At 24.8% G+C, this 18,633-nt stretch carries 18 protein-coding genes; 9 read left to right on the forward strand and 9 right to left on the reverse strand.

Features of this window, described 5'->3' with window-relative positions:
• Nucleotides 1-116 precede the first annotated feature (116 nt).
• Nucleotides 117-1,094, reverse strand: a complete 978-nt coding sequence (gene manA / locus Q4E08_RS09045; protein WP_303130345.1) for a mannose-6-phosphate isomerase, class I — start codon at nucleotides 1,092-1,094, stop codon at nucleotides 117-119.
• Between the two features lie 254 nt (nucleotides 1,095-1,348).
• On the opposite strand from manA, the gene Q4E08_RS09050 reads away from it, so the two are divergent.
• Together Q4E08_RS09050 and Q4E08_RS09055 are read left to right on the forward strand one after the other, a co-directional pair.
• Nucleotides 1,349-2,704 (forward strand): Mur ligase family protein, encoded by a 1,356-nt coding sequence (locus tag Q4E08_RS09050; RefSeq protein WP_303130348.1) that lies wholly within the window; start codon nucleotides 1,349-1,351, stop codon nucleotides 2,702-2,704.
• 16 nt (nucleotides 2,705-2,720) lie between these two features.
• Nucleotides 2,721-3,449, forward strand: coding sequence for a type 1 glutamine amidotransferase (locus Q4E08_RS09055; RefSeq protein ID WP_303130351.1), 729 nt, complete (start codon nucleotides 2,721-2,723; stop codon nucleotides 3,447-3,449).
• Between the two features lie 25 nt (nucleotides 3,450-3,474).
• On the opposite strand, the gene Q4E08_RS09060 is transcribed toward Q4E08_RS09055, so the two are convergent.
• Nucleotides 3,475-4,227 (reverse strand): polysaccharide deacetylase family protein, encoded by a 753-nt coding sequence (locus tag Q4E08_RS09060; protein ID WP_303130352.1) that lies wholly within the window; start codon nucleotides 4,225-4,227, stop codon nucleotides 3,475-3,477.
• Nucleotides 4,228-4,401: 174 nt separating this feature from the next.
• Between Q4E08_RS09060 and Q4E08_RS09065 the strand changes: the two genes are divergently transcribed.
• Nucleotides 4,402-5,724: a D-alanyl-D-alanine carboxypeptidase family protein gene (locus Q4E08_RS09065; RefSeq protein WP_303130354.1), complete on the forward strand. Its 1,323-nt coding sequence runs from the start codon at nucleotides 4,402-4,404 to the stop codon at nucleotides 5,722-5,724.
• 56 nt (nucleotides 5,725-5,780) lie between these two features.
• On the opposite strand, the gene Q4E08_RS09070 is transcribed toward Q4E08_RS09065, so the two are convergent.
• From Q4E08_RS09070 to ppaX, 3 genes are read right to left on the reverse strand one after another with little or no spacing between them, the layout of a single operon-like run.
• The gene (locus Q4E08_RS09070; protein ID WP_303130356.1) at nucleotides 5,781-6,407 is read right to left on the reverse strand and encodes a flavin reductase family protein; all 627 of its coding nucleotides are present in this window, start codon (nucleotides 6,405-6,407) and stop codon (nucleotides 5,781-5,783) included.
• A 2-nt stretch (nucleotides 6,408-6,409) separates the two neighbouring features.
• Nucleotides 6,410-6,748 (reverse strand): arsenate reductase family protein, encoded by a 339-nt coding sequence (locus Q4E08_RS09075; RefSeq protein WP_303130357.1) that lies wholly within the window; start codon nucleotides 6,746-6,748, stop codon nucleotides 6,410-6,412.
• Between the two features lie 12 nt (nucleotides 6,749-6,760).
• Entirely contained in the window at nucleotides 6,761-7,396 is a 636-nt protein-coding gene (gene ppaX, locus Q4E08_RS09080) for a pyrophosphatase PpaX (RefSeq protein WP_303130358.1), read from the reverse strand.
• Nucleotides 7,397-7,540: 144 nt separating this feature from the next.
• Here ppaX and Q4E08_RS09085 point away from each other — a divergent pair, with 144 nt between their 5' ends.
• The 6 genes from Q4E08_RS09085 (at nucleotide 7,541) to Q4E08_RS09110 (ending at nucleotide 12,526) form a co-directional block, all read left to right on the forward strand.
• Nucleotides 7,541-8,512 (forward strand): acyltransferase family protein, encoded by a 972-nt coding sequence (locus tag Q4E08_RS09085; protein ID WP_303130361.1) that lies wholly within the window; start codon nucleotides 7,541-7,543, stop codon nucleotides 8,510-8,512.
• Nucleotides 8,513-8,593: 81 nt separating this feature from the next.
• Complete coding sequence (locus Q4E08_RS09090) at nucleotides 8,594-9,610, forward strand: ABC transporter substrate-binding protein (protein ID WP_303130363.1); 1,017 nt, start codon at nucleotides 8,594-8,596, stop codon at nucleotides 9,608-9,610.
• A 78-nt stretch (nucleotides 9,611-9,688) separates the two neighbouring features.
• Nucleotides 9,689-10,456: an ABC transporter ATP-binding protein gene (locus tag Q4E08_RS09095; RefSeq protein ID WP_303130364.1), complete on the forward strand. Its 768-nt coding sequence runs from the start codon at nucleotides 9,689-9,691 to the stop codon at nucleotides 10,454-10,456.
• Nucleotides 10,452-11,240 (forward strand): ABC transporter permease, encoded by a 789-nt coding sequence (locus tag Q4E08_RS09100; protein WP_303130377.1) that lies wholly within the window; start codon nucleotides 10,452-10,454, stop codon nucleotides 11,238-11,240. The genes Q4E08_RS09095 and Q4E08_RS09100 overlap by 5 nt, the downstream gene beginning before the upstream one ends.
• Before the next feature lie 199 nt (nucleotides 11,241-11,439).
• Nucleotides 11,440-11,826, forward strand: a complete 387-nt coding sequence (locus Q4E08_RS09105) for a CidA/LrgA family protein (protein WP_303130366.1) — start codon at nucleotides 11,440-11,442, stop codon at nucleotides 11,824-11,826.
• Nucleotides 11,810-12,526: an LrgB family protein gene (locus Q4E08_RS09110; RefSeq protein WP_303130367.1), complete on the forward strand. Its 717-nt coding sequence runs from the start codon at nucleotides 11,810-11,812 to the stop codon at nucleotides 12,524-12,526. The genes Q4E08_RS09105 and Q4E08_RS09110 overlap by 17 nt, the downstream gene beginning before the upstream one ends.
• Before the next feature lie 35 nt (nucleotides 12,527-12,561).
• Here the strand turns inward: Q4E08_RS09110 and Q4E08_RS09115 are convergent, their stop codons facing one another.
• The 4 genes from Q4E08_RS09115 to Q4E08_RS09130 form a co-directional block, all read right to left on the reverse strand.
• Nucleotides 12,562-14,532 carry a DNA topoisomerase gene (locus Q4E08_RS09115; protein ID WP_303130369.1) on the reverse strand — a complete coding sequence of 657 codons (1,971 nt, stop codon included), beginning with the start codon at nucleotides 14,530-14,532 and terminating at the stop codon, nucleotides 12,562-12,564.
• An 89-nt stretch (nucleotides 14,533-14,621) separates the two neighbouring features.
• On the reverse strand, nucleotides 14,622-15,122 hold the full coding sequence (locus Q4E08_RS09120; protein ID WP_303130371.1) for a TspO/MBR family protein: 501 nt from the start codon (nucleotides 15,120-15,122) through the stop codon (nucleotides 14,622-14,624).
• A 58-nt stretch (nucleotides 15,123-15,180) separates the two neighbouring features.
• The gene (locus Q4E08_RS09125) at nucleotides 15,181-17,178 is read right to left on the reverse strand and encodes a sensor histidine kinase KdpD (RefSeq protein ID WP_303130373.1); all 1,998 of its coding nucleotides are present in this window, start codon (nucleotides 17,176-17,178) and stop codon (nucleotides 15,181-15,183) included.
• Nucleotides 17,171-18,633 (reverse strand): PAS domain-containing sensor histidine kinase (locus Q4E08_RS09130; RefSeq protein WP_303130375.1); only part of this gene is annotated, 1,463 nt, incomplete at its 5' end. The genes Q4E08_RS09125 and Q4E08_RS09130, both read right to left, overlap by 8 nt.

Below are 18,633 nucleotides of genomic sequence, written 5' to 3' on the forward strand. Positions count from 1 at the left end.
TTATAATGACTTGTCTATATATTACAATTTAATTAATCTAATTTTAAGAAAATAAAAGAGGCCTTATTAAAAGCCTCTCTTTGTTTATTAATCTAAATTTATTAACTTTTGAAATATTATTTTAAAACTGGAGCTAATATTTTTTCTTTTTCTTCTTCTACATCCGGAACAAAACTCTTTAATAACGTAAAGTTTCCTTTAAGTTCATACTCTCCAAGATGAGCTGGTATAAGTATACTGTCCCCCATCTTAATTTCTAAAGAACCATCATTCCATAAAATTTCTCCGTTGCCTTCTACACATGTAAATAAATAGAATCTATTTTTATCACTTGATTCTTTTGCACTTTCTTTAACTTCGTATTTTTCTATAGCAAAATATTCACCTATGCAAAGTACAGTTTTATCATATCCATCTTCATGAATTGTAATACCTTTTATATTTTCACCTTTTAATGAAAAATCTATAACATCTAAAGCTTTTTCTACATGGATTTCTCTGCCTCTATTATAATCATAAACTCTATATGTAGTATCACTATTTTGTTGAATTTCAGCTATTACTACCCCTTCACAAATTGCATGAACTAATCCACTTTTTACGTAGAACATATCACCTTTTTTAACTGGAATTTGATTTAAATAAGGAGTTAAATCTCCTTTCTTTATTGCTTCTTCAAATATTTTTTTATCACAATCTTTTGTTCCAACTATTAATGAAGCTCCTTCTTTTGCATCAACAACATACCAAGCTTCAGTTTTTCCAAGATCGTTATCCTTTTCTCTTGCATACTCATCCCCTGGATGAACTTGAACTGATAATTTATCATTAGCATTAATAAGCTTTATTAATAATGGGAACTTATCTGCTTCTATTTTATCTCCTACTAATTTATGGCCTAACTTATTTAAAAGTTCATCAAATTTCATACCTTTAAATTCACCATTTTCTACGATACCAGTTCCATTTCTATGACAAGCGATATCCCATGTTTCACCTATTAATCCTTCAGGCATGTTAGTTCTAAATTTTTCAAAATCTCTTCCACCCCAGATTTTGTCATAGTATAAATTTTCAAATTTTATTGGGTACATATTAAGATCTCCTCTCATCTTTATGTCAAACCTTTCTTGTTTCTTATTCTATCAGACAAAAAAATAAAAATCCATATGAAAAAAAATATATATTTCTGTAAAATTCAAAGAATTATTTTAGATTTTCTTTTATTTTTATTATATATCTAATAATAATTCTATTAATTATATTGATATTTAAAATATTTCGCTATAATATAGTTTGTGTTATACTATTAATTATTTATATAAAGAAGATACTTAAACACTAGGTGGTGATTATTATTAATATAAAATCAATTATTAGTATTATTTCAAGTAAAATAGTACTATTTATTTCAAAAAACTTTTTAAAAGGAGGAAGTACTTTTCCTGGAAGAATAGCATTAAAAATTGATAGAAATATTTTAAAAACAGTTTCTAAAGGATATAAAGTTATCTTAATAACTGGTACTAACGGTAAAACAACAACCACTAGTATGATTACTAATATACTTAAAGAAAATGGCTTTAAAGTAATAACTAATAATACAGGTGCTAATCTTTTTCCTGGAATCGTTTCTTGTTTTATAGACAATTTTAAATTTAGTGATAATTCATCTAAATATGCAGTTATTGAAGTAGATGAAGCAAATGTTAAATTTATTACTGAATACATAAAACCTGAAATAATAACTATAACTAATCTATTTAGAGATCAACTAGATAGGTATGGTGAAGTTTATACAACACTTACAAAAATACTAGAAGGTGTTGTTAAAGTTCCTGAAACTAAACTTATATTAAATGGTGATGAATCTTTACTTGGTAAACTAGATGTTAAAAATCCTACTGAATTCTATGGATTTAATGTTCCAGTACAGAAAGATACTAAACTAGATGTAAATGCAGATTCAAAGTTTTGTAAATTCTGTAAGTCACCTTATGAATATAATTTTATAACATATAATCATTTAGGAGATTTTTATTGTCCTAGCTGTGGATATAAAAGACCAAAACTAAAATATGCAGTTGATGAAATACTTGAAGTTACCCCTGAATTTTCAAGAGTAATTATAAATGGAACACCAATTACTATAAGTCAATCCGGTGCTTATAATATTTATAACGGACTTTGTGCTTATTCAATAACAAAAGATTTAGGTGTTTCTGATAAAATAATTTCAAAATCTTTAGGAAAACAAGATTCAAGCTTTGGTAGACAAGAAGTTATAAACTTAGAAGGTAAAAATGTTAAAATAATTCTTGTAAAAAATCCAGCTGGATATAATCAAGCAATAGATACATTATGCTTAAATAAAGAACCGTTCTCTGCCTTATTTATGTTAAATGATAACTACGCAGATGGAAGAGATGTTTCTTGGATATGGGATGTTGATTTTGAAAGACTTCCATCACTTCCAATTAACAATGTATTTATATCAGGAATGAGAATGTATGATATGGCTGTAAGACTTAAAACTTGCGGACTTAATTCTGATAAATTTATAATAGAAGCTGATTATGAAGCTTTAACTAATAAAATCAAAGAATGTAATGATGATACTATTTATGTTCTTGCGACTTATACAGCAATGATCAACTATAGAAAGTTCCTACATTCAAAAGGTTATATAAATAAACTTTGGTAGAAAGAAGGTAATATTTATGGAATTAAATATTTGTCATCTTTATCCTGACTTATTAAATGTTTATGGTGACGTAGGTAATATATTAATACTTAAAGCTAGAGCTGAAAGCCGTGGAATAAAAGTCAATGTTTTTGATGTTTCTATAAATGATGAATTTAATGGGGATAATTATGATATAGTTTTCTTTGGTGGTGGCCAAGACTATGAACAATCAATAGTTTCTGAAGATTTAAAAAAGAATAAGAAAGATGCTTTAACAAAATATGTTGAAGACTCAAAAGTTCTACTTGCTATTTGTGGAGGATATCAATTACTTGGTAATTATTATAGAGCACCTAATGGTGAAAAACTTGAAGGTCTTGGTATTTTAGATATATATACAGAAGGTGGAGATACTCGTTTTATAGGAAATACTATAATAGAAAATGATGAATTTAATCAAACTTATGTTGGATTTGAAAATCATTCTGGTAGAACTTATACAAATGGACTTAAACCACTTGGAAAATGTATTGAAGGTTATGGAAACAATGGTGAAGATGGAAATGAAGGTTGTATATACAAAAATACATTCTGTACTTACTTCCACGGATCTTTACTTTCAAAAAATCCTGAACTTGCAGATAAATTATTAGAACTTGCATTATCACATAAATATGGTAATGTTAATCTAGAACCATTAAATAATGATCTTGAACTTAAAGCTAAAGAAACAATTATTAAAAGATTTAATGAAAAAAAATAACCATATAATATGGTTATTTTTTATTTTAATTATTTATTACTCTTATCTTTTTTAAATAATTTATCTCTTCTTTTGATATGTTATTTAATGTTTTAAATTTATAATTTTTATTTTTGTAATTATTTATTATACTTTGCAAAGTATCTACTGTTGATTCTTTATCTCCACTATCATGCATTAAAACTACTTCAACATTATATATACCTGAATAATTTCTCATATTATTTTTTATTATATTGCTTGATACATTTCTAGCAACAGCATCTCCTGAATCTACATTCCAATCTATATACATTATATTTTGAGATTTTATTTCATTTTTTATATTGTTTAAAACTTCCTTTTTACAAACTGTATTTGTAGCACCACCTGGTAATCTTACAAATCTAAAATCACTACAGTTTTCACCAAGAATATTTATCATATTTTTTTTACAACAATTCAAATCTTTTAAATATGAATTTTTACTGAAATATATTTTATCATAATCATGATTATTACAATGTGGGTAAATTGCCATATTTAAATTTTTTGCTCTTTTTATAATTGATTTATTTGCAGAAATTCTATTACCAACTACAAAAAAAGTTGCTTTTATATTATTTTTTTCTAAAATATCTAATATTTTATTTGTATTTCCATTAGAAGGTCCATCATCAAAAGTTAAATAAACTGTTTTATTTTGTGAATTTAAGGCCATAGTGCTGATACTTGTAAAGTTAAAAATCATAATAAATATAATTACTAAATTTAAAATTGTATTTCTAAACATTTTCATATTATCACCCCCTTAACTTTATTATGCCTATAATATATTTTTTTATTTAATTTTATTGTAATAATTTTAATACCTATTTTAACCTGTTGTTTATTGTTATTAATTTAATAAAATGTTATACTTTTTTGTATGTATGTCCATTGTTTTGACAAAATTTTAGAACGAGGTGGAAAAATGTTAAAGAAGAAAGGATTTTTACTTAAAACAATGGTAATTGTTTTTGCTATGTGTTTATTATCTCCTTTAGGATTAATAAAATCATTTGCAGATACTCAATTACCAAGTGATCCTAATATAACTGCTAAATATGCAATTACTATGGATTTAAAAACAGGCGAGGTTATTTACTCAAAAAACGCAAATGCAAAAGCATATCCTGCAAGTATAACTAAATTGCTAACTGCATTAGTTTTTGCAGATCATGCACAAAAATATGATAAAATTAAATTTACTCAAGATGCTAAATCCCAACCTCCATATTCGCTACATTCAAATTGGCATGGAGTTACTATGAAAGTTGGAGATACTATGACTGCAGATGATGTCATGAAGGGTTTATTAATGTTTTCTGGTAATGATGCTGCATATATGATAGCTGATTCTGTTGCTGGAAACGCTCAAAATTTCGCTCAACTTATGAATAAAAAAGCACAAGAAATCGGAATGAAAAATAGCCACTTTGTAACACCAAATGGATTACATAATGTTGATCATTATTCAACAGCTTACGACTTAGCATTACTTACTAAAGCAGCCTTTGCAAATCCATGGGTTAAAGAAGTAATGGGATGCAAAGACGCTACTATATCTATAGGTGGTAAAACTGTAAACTTAACAAACAGAAATAAAACATTAGGTAAAAACGGAAATATAGCTGGTAAAACAGGAACAACTGATCAAGCTGGTGAATGCTTAGCTACTGTTTATAATAGAGATGGTAGAGATATTATAGGTATTGTTCTTAATTCAGCAGTAAGTGCTGATGATTCGACAAGATATGCTGATATGGATAAAATAATGGACTACAGCTTTGCTGCAACTCCTTCTGTATATAAAGCTGCTGGAAGCGAAGTAAAGAATGTAAACTTAAAATATAAAATGTTTAGATTTTTCGGCCCTGAAAAAACTATAGAAGCACCTGTAACTCTATCAGAAAATGCTATGCTTTATAAAAATAGCTTTAATGAAAAAAATGCAGAAATATCATTAAACTCTAATAATGACAATGCATGGTCTGTTGCATCAGATGATAATTTAACACTTACTCTTTCTGTTAAAGAATATACTCAATCATTAAAAGGAAGTGTTGGAATATCTACATTTACTTTAATTAAAGCTAATATATTTGCATATTTAGGAATACTTTTAGGAATTGTTATAATAGTTCTTTTAATAATATTTATTATTAGACTAATTAACCAAAGACGTTATAATAAAAGACGTTATAGAAGCAGTTATAGCTATGGAAAAAGCTACAAAAAAAGATTTAGAAGATAATAAAAAAGAGAGTTAATCTCTCTTTTTTATTTTTTTATTTAACTTTTTCTTTTTAATTAAACTATTTTTATTCTTTTTACTTTTTTATTTAAAATTAATTTTTCATCTTGTTTATTCTTCTTTTTCATTACTGAATATCCAAAAGAACCTAGCGATTTTCTAGGTAATTTATAATACTCTCCATGACAGTAAGCTAGAAGATCTCCTTTTTCAAAATGAATTTTTCCTTTTTCATCAATCAATTCTTCATTTATATGTGAACTTAAAACTTCTGATATAAACATATCATGACTTCCAAGTGATACTATTTGTTTAACTTTACACTCAATATTTATAGGACATTCTTCAATATACGCTGCATTTATATTACTACATTCTTTCATGGTAAATTTCATTTCTTTTATTTTATCAATCTTTTTACCACTTCTAACACCACAAAAATCTACTTCCTTTGTCATACCTGCATGAGGTATATTTACTACAAACTCCATACTTTCTTTTATGTAATCATATGATAACCTTTCTGGTCTTATTGATATAGAAAGCATTGGTGGCCTAGTACATACTGTTCCAACCCATCCAACTGTAAAAACATTATCTTTTCCTTCATTATTTCTTGAAGAAATTAATACTACAGGAACTGGGTTTAATACTACACTTCCTTTAAAATCTCTCTTTTTCATTTTTACTCCCATTCCTTCCATATTTCAGGTTTATATCCTACAGTAGCATCTTTTCCATTTCTAACTATAGGTGTTTTAATTAAGCTTTGATTTTTAAGTAATATTTCTATTTTTATATCACTACTTCTTATTTTATCTATGTTTGAAGACTTATAATCTTTACTTTTTTCATTTATTAACTCATTTAATGAAATAGAATTTTTTACACTATTTAATTCCCCTTTACTAATTCCTTTTTCATTCATATCAATAAATGCATATTTTATTTTTCTTTCTTTAAAATATCTCTCTGCCTTTTTAGTATCAAAACATTTTTTCTTTCCGAATATTTGAATATTCATTTTTTTCTCCTTTTAAACTAAATCTAAAATTTCTTTAGGTGAATTTATAAAATAATCTGGATTTGTATCTTCTAATCTTTTTATATCCATTTCTGTATATCTTACTCCACAAGTTTTACATCCAGCATCTCTTCCGCAAATTAAATCAAAATTGCTATCTCCTACCATAATTGCCTCTCTTGGATCTATATTTAAATTTTTTATAGCATATAACGCTGGTTCACTATGTGGTTTATGGTTTTTAGTACATTCAGGAGTAACTATTACATCCATATATTTTAATATTCCTGCTATCTCCATACCCCTTTTTGCCAAAGATTCTCTTTTTGAAGTTACTATACCTATTTTAATTCCTTTATTTTTAAGTTGTAGTAGCATTTCTTCTACTTCATCAAATGCATAACACATATTATCATGAATTTTTTCATTATATTCTCTATACATCTTTATTAATCTATCTATTTCGTTGTTATCATTTATATAATTTTTAAAAGTATCTTCTAAAGGTTGTCCGTAAAATGAAGTTATTTCACCTTTAGAAAGATTTCTATTTAATCCTTCTTTAAATGTATAAACAAAAGATTTATATATCAATTCATTAGTATCAAGTAAAGTTCCATCTAAATCAAATAATACTGCTTTTATCATCTTTTTCATCCTCTCTATTTAATTCAAAGCTATTATATCAAAGATTATATATTATTACTAACACTATATAAAATTCACATTAGCTTCATTGTATTTTATATGTAATTATGCTATTATTTCCTAAGAGATTTCGGGAGGGATTTTATGAATACATCAGTTAAATCTAGAGATTTTTATTTTGATACATTAAAAGGTTTTCTTATATTATTTGTAATAATAGGAAATTCATTAGAGCTTGCTAACCCTAAAAACATAAATACTCATTATTTTATACTTTTTCTTTATATGTTTCATATGCCTCTATTCACTTTTGTATCTGGCTACTTCTCTAAGCTTAGTAGTCGAACAACAGTTGAAAAAGTTAAATATACATTTAAATTATATATTATAGCACAACTTTCCTATATAATTTTTTATAAATATATTTTAGGCAATGAAGGTTATAAATTTGAATTTATGTACTCTCAATGGACTCTTTGGTATTTATTATCTTTAACATGTTGGTACATTTTATCCGATTATGTAACAAATAAAAAAAAGTGGATTATATGTTCTATTTTAGTTTCATTGATTATTGGGTTTGATAATAGCATAAATAGTGCAGGAAGTATTTCTAGAACATTATTTTTCTTTCCATTTTTCATTTTAGGAATGTCTTTTAATAAAAATTATATAGCTATTCTTAAAAAACATAAGTTTAAACTTTTAATCGGATCTTGTATCGTTTTATTTGTGTTATATATTTTATCAAATAAAATAGAAATAGAACTTTTATTTGAATTTGAGCCTTATAGTAACTTTTCAGGTAATCTATTTTTCCCATTATTTATTAGATTCTTTCATTATTTAGGCTCATTAATAATTGGATCATTCATTTTATGTTTAATTCCTGAAAGAAAAACTATTATATCTTTAATTGGAAGAAATTCATTAATATTATATCTTCTCCACGGTGCCATTAGTTATATTTTAATTGGATATGGATTTACAAAATATGATAATATAATAACTCTTGTTATATCTGAGCTAATAATAATTTTATTTACTATTGCACTGTCAGCCCTTTATATTAATCTTAAAACTTTTATTAATACAAGAAAGACCAAAATTCTTTAATTTGGTCTTTTTTTAATTTAACATTATATCACAATTTGTCATACTATAAATCATACACAAATATTTTAGAAGGGATGCTTTATGAAATTTAAATCTAAACTAATACTTTTATGTACTTTAATATTATCTTTATGCATTTCATTAATTGGCTGTAAAAAAGAAGATAATCAATCTAATTTAAAAACTATTAAACTTAATGAAGTTGTACGTTCTGTTTTTTATGCTCCTATGTACGTTGCAATAAATGAAGGTTTCTTTGAAGAAGAAGGATTAAATATAGATTTATCTACTGGTCAAGGTGCTGATAAAGTAATGCAAAATGTTTTATCTAAAAATGCAGACATAGGATTCTGTGGTCCTGAGCAAGTTGTATATATCTATAATCAAGGTCGCGAAGATTTTCCTGTTGTTTTTGCAGGACTTACTAAACGTGATGGCTCTTTTTTAGTGTCCAAGTCAGATGAAAAAGATTTTGATTGGAAATCATTAAAAGGTAAAAAAATAATAGGTGGAAGACCTGGTGGTGTTCCTGAAATGGCTTTAGAGTATGTTTTAAATAAAAATAATATCGTACCTAATAAAGATGTCACTATGGTAACTAATATAGATTTTACTGCAACATCTGGAGCATTTAAATCTGGAGCTGCAGATTATGTTGCATTATTCGAACCTACAGCATCAATGCTTGAAAAAGAAGGTAGCGGAAAAATAGTTGCATCTATTGGACAATCCTCTGGTGAAATGCCTTATACTTCTTTCTTTGCAACTAAATCATATATAGAAAATAATCCAGATGTTATAGAAAAATTTACTAGAGCTATATATAAAGGTCAAACTTGGTTTAAAGAACATTCTTCAGAAGAAATATCTGATTCTATAATTTCCTTCTTCCCTGGAACTGACAAAGATATAATTATTTCTGTTATAAATAACTATAAAGAAATTGATGCTTTATATGATAATCCTATCATAAGTGAAGAAGGTTTAAATCATCTTATGGATGTTATTAGTGATTATGATAAATCTTTAATAGAAACTCGTCCACCATTTACTGATATAGTAAATAACTCTTTCGCAGAAAAAGTTGTAAATAAATAAAATTTATAAAGAGGATAGATTATTAATTTAATTTTAGCTATCCTCTTAATACATATATTTAATAAGGTGGTGAAATTTATGGCATTATTAGAAGTTAAAAATATAAGAATGTGCTATCATTCTTTAAAGACAGAAACAGAAGCAATAAAAGATGTTAGCTTTGATGTAAATGATAAAGATTTTCTAAGTATATTAGGTCCTTCTGGATGTGGTAAATCTACTCTTTTAAATATAATGAGTGGATTACTTAATCAATCTAGTGGAACTGTAACTTTCGATGGAGATAATATAAAAAATAATTTAGATAAAATTGGATATATGTTTCAAAAAGATCATTTGTTTGATTGGACATCAGTCTGGAATAATGTAACCTTAGGATTAAAAATAAAAGGTCTTCTTAATGATGAAACAATAGCTAGAGTTGAAACCTTACTATCAAATTATGAATTAACTAAATTTAAAGATCATAAACCAACCGAATTATCAGGTGGTATGAGACAAAGAGTTGCTCTTATTAGGACTCTTGCATTGAATCCTAAAGTTTTATTTCTTGATGAGCCATTTTCTGCTTTAGATTATCAAACACGTCTTAATATATGTGATGAAATGTTTAGTATAATAAAGCAAGAAGGAAAAACAGCAATAATGGTAACTCATGATATAGCTGAAGCAGTATCTATATCAAATAGAATAATTGTATTAACTAAAAGACCAGCTTTAGTAAAAAAAGAAATTAATATATCTTTTAAAAATAATAATTTAACTCCTTTTAATAGAAGAAAAGAAAATGAATTTAAAGAATACTTTGATTTATTATGGAAGGAGCTTGATGATTATAATGATTAGTAATGAACATGAAAATTATATAAAAAGTTTAAAAAGAGAAAAATTAAAAGTTACTCTTTTAAGAATTGGTATTTTATTATTTTTCATTATACTATGGGAAATTGCTGCTGATTTTAAATGGATAGATCCATTTTTAACATCATCTCCTAGTAGAATGATTAGCTCTCTTATAGGTTTTATATCAAATGGAACTTTATGGAGACATATATATGTTACTTGTGCTGAAACTATTGTTGGTTTCTTACTTGGTACACTACTTGGAACCTTTATTGCAATAATATTATGGTGGTGTCCTTTAACCTCTAAAGTTTTAGACCCTTATTTAGTTGTATTAAATGCATTACCTAAAGTTGCATTAGCTCCAATAATTATATTCTGGGTTGGAAATGGACCAAGTGCTATAATTGTTATTACTCTATTAATATCCTTAGTTACAACTATAATAAGTGTATTAACAGGCTTTAATGAAATAGATAAAGAAAAATTACTTCTTATGGATACCTTCCAAGCTTCAAAAATTCAAAAACTTAAATATTTAATTTTCCCATATAATATTCCAGTATTAATATCTTCTCTTAAAATAAATGTTGGTCTTTCATGGGTTGGTGTTATAATGGGAGAATTTTTAGTTGCAAGAGAAGGTCTTGGGTTCTTAATTATATTTGGTGGACAAATATCTCAACTTGATATGGTTATGATGAGTATAGTAATTTTATCTTTAATTGCTTTTATAATGTATAAATTGGTAGCTTTGCTAGAAAATAAGTATATTAAACACTCATAAAAATTATTAACAATATATTCACTTTTATTTTTTCTTATACTTTATTTACAATAGATAACCATTTCATACTGAAATATAGAGGATTTACAGTGTTTACAAATTATAAATTCTCTATATTTATTTATATTGTATTAAGGTTTACTTAATTGAATGAAAGTGATACATTAATAAGGTACAAAAAATACAAGGAGAGATTAACTTGAAATTATTTAGAGAAGCACTTATTATTTTCGGAATTTATTTAATTGGTGAAGTAATAGTTGCACTTACTCATATTCCTATACCTGGAAATATAATAGGTCTTTTATTACTATTAATATGCCTTTGTACTAAAATAATAAAAGTTAGCCAAGTTGAAACTTTAACAAATTTCTTTTTAGATCACTTAGCTTTCTTTTTCTTACCAGCTGGGGTTAGCTTAATGAATTCTCTTGGAATTATTAAAGCTAATCTTGTTCAAATATTAGTTGTTTGTGTTATTACAACAGCAGTAATAATCGCTTCAACTGGACTTATAGTACAATTTATAGTAAACCTATTAAATAAAACAAAGAAAGGATCTAAGGAAGATGAGTTTGATAACTAGCAACGTATTTTTTAGTATAGTTTTATCTCTTATAGCTTTTGAGATTGGGCTAGCGATTTATAAAAAAACAAACATACCATTATTTAATCCTTTACTTATAGCAATAGTAATTGTAATTGCAGTTTTAACTGTATTTCATGTAAACTTTGATACCTATAATTCAGGGGCTCAATTTATTAATATGTTTTTAGGACCTGCAACTGTAGTACTTGCAGTTCCACTTTATAAACAAATTGAACTTCTTAAGCAAAATGCAATAGCTATTTTTATAGGAATATTTTTAGGAACTTTAATTGGGATATTTTCAATAATACTATTATCTCATTCTTTAGGACTTAACATATCTATGATAGTATCATTAATGCCTAAGTCTGTAACAACACCAATAGGTATTGCCATAAGTAAAGAATTTAACGGTTTAGTTCCTGTTACTGTACTTGCAATTATATTATCTGGAATAATTGGTGCTATTATAGGACCTACAATATGTAGAATATGTAGAATTACAAACAAAATAGCAATAGGAATCTCACTTGGAACTGCATCTCATGCAGTTGGGACTACTAAAGCATTAGAACTTGGAGAAACTGAAGGTGCCATGAGTTCACTTTCAATTGGTATAGCTGGAATGATGACAGTTTTTGTTGCTCCACTTGCTCTTAACATTGCAATGTTTGTATATAATTTAATTATTCATTAAATAAAAGAAACTTACCAAACTATGGTAAGTTTCTTTTATTTTTTATTTTCAGTATATATATTTTTAACTTTCAGTAATTTTCTATTTAAATTTCCTATTTTATTATCTTTAAAAACAGTATAAACTGAACGCTTAGTATAATCTTCTAATTTAATCATAAATTCTTCTGGTTCTATACTCTTTTCGTAAACTAACTTCAATCCTTTTTCCCAAGATGCAGTAAGCTTTGGATTTAATAGAGAAGGTATTGATATATTTATTACTTCATATATCATTTCTCCAAACTCTGTTGGTGTAAGAGTTTGTGTCTTATTGTTTGATTTTATGTATTCTATATTTATTAGTTTTTTAAGAATTTCAGCTCTAGTAGCTGATGTTCCTATTCCTGCACCTTTTATATGTTCTCTTAACTCTTCATCTTCTATAAGCTTACCTGCATTCTCCATTGCAATTATTATAGAACCTGTTGTAAATCTTTTTGGCGGACTAGTTTCCCCTTCTTTAATTTCTAAAGAATCTACTAAAACTTTTTGACCCTTTTTTAAATCTTTTGGAAATTCATCCATATTGCTTTCCTTATTAGGTTCTAAAATATCTAAATAACCTCTTTCTACACAAACCTTTTTAGTTGTATAAAAAGATTCACTTCCAAGTGTTATGGTAATTGCTTGCTTGCTATATTGAGCTTTTGGATAAAATATTGCGATAAATCTTCTAAGAATTAAAAAATACATCTTTTTCTCTATTTCTTTTAAAGAATTTATTACATTATTACCTTCCCCAGTTGGTATTATAGCATAGTGATCTGTAATTTTTTTATCATCAACATACTTGCTTTTTAATATAGTTTTCTCCCAACTTTTATCAAGTATATTTTTTGTAGCTAAAGTTAGTTCTTCACCTATATTCATTTTACTAATTTTAAATATAGTTTTTTTAATTCCTTTTGCTACTGCAGTTGATAACACTCTTGCATCAGTTCTTGGATATGTTACCATCTTCTTTTCATAAAGAGTTTGAAGATAATTTAAAGTTTCATCTGGGCTTATTTTAAATTTCCTTGAACATTCGTTTTGTAATTCAGCTAAGTTAAATAAAAGAGGCGCATTTTTATTTTCTTTTGTTCTTTTTATATTAGAAATTATTCCTTCTTCTATCTCTTCAAGATCTTTTGTTAAACTTATACAATCTTCCTTTTTTTTAAATCCACCTTCATTGTATAGCTTTGGTGAATCCTTAAACCTTGAATTATCTAACGCCTTCCACTCAGCCTGAATTTCTTCTTCTTTTTCTTCTCTATTAAAGCTACCTAATATTTTATAGAATGATGTTTTCTTAAAATCTCTAATTTCTCTTTCTCTATCAACTACCATTCCAAGTACACAACTCATTACTCTTCCAACTGCTACTACTGAAGATTTATCCTTCTTTAACATATTAGACAGCTGCTTTCCATATATTAATGTTAGAAGTCTTGAAAAATTAATTCCTATTATATAATCTTCTTTAGCTCTTAGATATGCTGAATGAGCTAAAGAATTATATTCTGATAAAGGTTTTGCTTCTTTTATTCCTCTTTTTATTTCTTCTTCTGTCTGTGAATCAATCCATACACGAAGCTTTTCTTTTTTAGGATTTCCAGATAAATCATCTACTAATCTATATATATACTCTCCTTCTCTTCCAGAGTCAGTACAAACATATATTTTATCAATATCATTTCTATTAAGTAATGTACTTACAACATTAAATTGACCTTTAGCTGAGTTTATCACCTCATATTTATACTTATCTGGTAAAAAAGGTAAATCCCTAAGATTCCAATACTTAAGTTTTTCATTATAAGCTTCAGGATAACACATTGTTACCATATGTCCTACACACCAAGTAAAAACTGCATTGTCACTTTCTATATATCCATTTTTTCGTTTACCATTAACTTTTAATAAATTTACAAAATCCATAGCCACTGATGGCTTTTCTGCTACAAATAAAGATTTTCCCATAATTATTTCCTTTCTAAAGAAAATAAACCCTCAAAAGAGGGCTTATTAAAATTATACTATGAATTTATGATTTTTCCAAATGAATTGTTTTACATTTCATTAAGTATCCAAATTGATATATTTAAATACAATGCATAGATACACCATATTAAATATGGAACTAATAAAATTCCAGCTAGTTTATCTATCTTAAAAAACTTTAGAATAACAATACTTAAAATTATTATTAGCATTAAAAGTATTATCCAAGATACACCATATAACTTAAACATAAAAAAGATTATAGGCCATAAAAAATTAATTCCCAATTGTATTATATATAATAAAATTGCTGAAGAACTTTTATTTTCTGTTTTAAGTTTCATATAAACTCTATATAAAGAAATTGACATTAATATATATAATATAGGCCAGACAATTCCAAATACATATCCAGGTGGTGAAAATTTTGGTTTTGTTATTTGCTCATATATAATACTAGAATTTTTAGTTAAAATGCCAATTATAATTCCTCCACCTAAAGTAATTAAAAAACTTATTATTAATGAAATTATATTAACTTTACCATTTACCTTAAATATATTCTTCATAAATCACCTCAAAAATTTTATTTATTATATAAATATACTTTTTTTGAGATTTTTATTCTTATATATATATATCTGCAAATTCTATATCTACCTTTTTTTCTAAAGTAACAATTTCAAAGTCATCCCCTATAGGGTATTTTTTCAAGTTACTTTCTATAGGTAATTCTATTATAAATCTATTTCCATTTTTTTTGTTGGATTTAAAACTTATTTTACCACCATGTAATTCAACCATTTCTTTACTTAAAAATAAACCTAACCCACTACCCTCTTTTTTTCTATTTAAAGACTTATTTACAGATGTAAATTTATCAAATATATATTTTTCATTCTCTTTATCAATAGCCGTAGTATAATTTTTTATAATTATATATACACATTTTTTATTAGTATATATATTAACCTTTAATTCTTTGTTTTTCTTACCATACTTAACACTATTAGAAATTATATTTAAAATAATTCTTTCCAACATATCTACATCAATAGGTATATATATTTCCTCACAAACTGAATCAAAGACTAAAGAATTGTTTATTTTCTCAACATACCTTTTTGTTGCTGATGTAATATTTTCAACTATTTCTACTAGATTATATATCTTTTTATTTGCTTTTAAATATCCTTCAGATGCCTTATTTGCATCAATAAAATTATTTATAGTTCTAATAAGCCTTAAACAATTTTGTTTAATAACATTATTATTCTTTTTTAAACTCTCTAAATTATTTTCATTTAAATACATTTCATTTACTGTTAATGCAGAATGAATTATATTTATAGGTGTTCTAAGTTCATGAGATATATTAGAATAAAATTCACTTTTAATTTCATCTTCCTTTAAATATGAATCATATATTTTTGCAACTTTATTGTATTTATTTATTTCTGTTATTTCTCTTATATATACTATTTGATTATTTATACCATAATCCACTAAATAAAACTCTAATTCCTTTAATTTATCTGAAAACTTATTAAATCTATATACAACTTTTATATTTTTATTTGGATTTACATAATCTGAAGATAATACTCTATTTTTAATATAATCTTGTGATTCTATTGATTCTATTAAAGTTTCTATTTTCATTCCAATTAATAATTCTTTATCTGAAATATTAATCTTACTTAATAAATCATCATTAGCATATATTAATCTTCCTCTATTAAATATAGCTAAACCATCTTTAAATGATTCTATAAGATTACAATACCTTTCTTCACTATTTTTATTTATTGCATTTAATTCTTGAAGAATTATACTTTTCTCACGCAACTTTGTATTAAGTTCTCTTTGCTTATTTTGTATTGTTAATAATTTTTCTTTCATATTATCATATTGAAATTTTAATATATATTTTTTTATTCCATTATAAACTTCAAAATAAGCTAAACATCTTAATATATCTCCTATCAAAGATATATATTTTTCATCAATATATATTTTAACGCTTAAAATTTGATATATTAAAATAAAAATCATATAAATATACATGTTTTTTACTTGTGTATTTTTTTTTATTTTTCCTAAAAAAATTATAGTAATTATAGTTATTATAAAACAAAATATATAATAATTATTACAGACAATACCATTTTTTATATGATATAAAAAGTATTTAGTTCCACACATTAATAGAGCTATTAAAGCAGTATATCCACAGATAGCTTGTACATTTGAAATTTGTTTTAAATACATAATTATAGCAATAAAAATAACTATAACTTCTAATATTTTATTTACCCATATAATTAGAAATAATAAACTATTTGATATATCACAAATTCTTATTAATATAGAGAAATATTCCAAAAAACCTATAAACAAAAATCCAATACCTAAAAACTTATAATAAGAATTAGATTTTCTAACTAAACTTATTAAACCTAATGAAATACCAAATGTAGAACAAAAAATATTTATAGAATAATGAAGCTTAATAATTTCATTATTAAAAATAATAAATAAAACACTAAAAATAATTATTCCTATTATTATATTGAAATATTTTTTTGTATAAGCTTCTAATTTTAAAGTTATATTACTATTCACCTAACTCTTCCTTTCCAAAAGTTATTATAACTTCTGTTCCTTTGCCTATTTTACTTTTTATCATAATAGTTCCACCTTGTAATTCTATAAGATTTTTTACTACAAATAATCCTATTCCACTACCTTTTTCTTCTGCCTCTTTATTATTTTCACCCATTGAATATTTCTTAAAAACTTTATTTAAAAAATTATTATCCATTCCCACACCATTGTCTTTAACAATTATTTTTATATTTTTGTTGCTATCTAAAACCATTACATCTATTCTACCTTCACTTTTTGTAAATTTAATTGAATTAGACATTAAATTAAGTAAAACTCTTTGCATTAAGCTTTCATCTAAATTTAGATAAACCTCTTCTTTATTAGTATCAAATATTATTTTTATATTTTTTTCTTTAGCATAACATACTAAGCTTGATACAGTATCTTCAGTAAATTCAACTACATTTATTCTTTTTTTATTTGCTCTTAAATTATCACTTTGTATTTTACAATTATCAATTAAATTATTTGTTATCTTCATTAAGGTAAAACAATTACTTTTAGATATTCTATTATATTTTTTTAACGATTCTTCATCTTTTTCTTTTATAAAAATATCTTCTAACTGAAGTGCAGAATATATTACATTTATAGGTGTTTTTAAATCATGACTAATATTTGAAAGAAAATCTTTTTTCAAATTTTCTTGTAAAACTTTATTTTTTATTTCACATTTTATAAGATTCATTCTTATATTTGATGTTATATCTGAAAATGTTAGTATTATTTCACCATTATCCACATTCTTATCTATAACTTCTATATTTATATATTTTTTAACATCATTTTTTTCAATTAATCCTCTATAAATATTTCTAGAAAAAATATTTTCTATATCTTTTTCTAATCCTTGTATCTTTATTAAATTTTCTAATTTTTTGTTAACTATCATTTTTATACTATCTTCATCAATAAATCTTAAAAAAGACTTATTACAATATATTATTCTAAAAGTAACGTCACTTAATATAACAACTGGAACTGGTATATTTTTAAAAAAGTCTTTAAACATCATTTCTTTTTTTCTTATTAAGCTTTGTGAAAATTCTAATTCCGTATTTTGAAGAAATAATTCCTTATTCATATAATTTAAATCTTCATTGCTCTTATATAATTTACCAAACATAATTTTATACGGTGTATCAAGTATATTTTCTAAAATAAAAAAAACACTTAATGAAAAATTTAAGAAAAATACTAATCTAATTAATTCTAATAAAAAATTAGTTGCAACAAAATAACTCATTAACATAAATAAATTAATAAAAAATACTAAAACTATATTTATATTTATATAATTTATAGTATTTTTACTACTTCTCTTATTCTTTATAACTTTTATTAATTCAAATAAGTTTAATAAAAATAATATTAAACTTAATATTACATATATAAATTTAAATTGATATT

Origin of the sequence: Clostridium sp. (genome assembly GCF_030532265.1) — a bacterium.
GTDB lineage: Bacteria > Bacillota > Clostridia > Clostridiales > Clostridiaceae > Clostridium.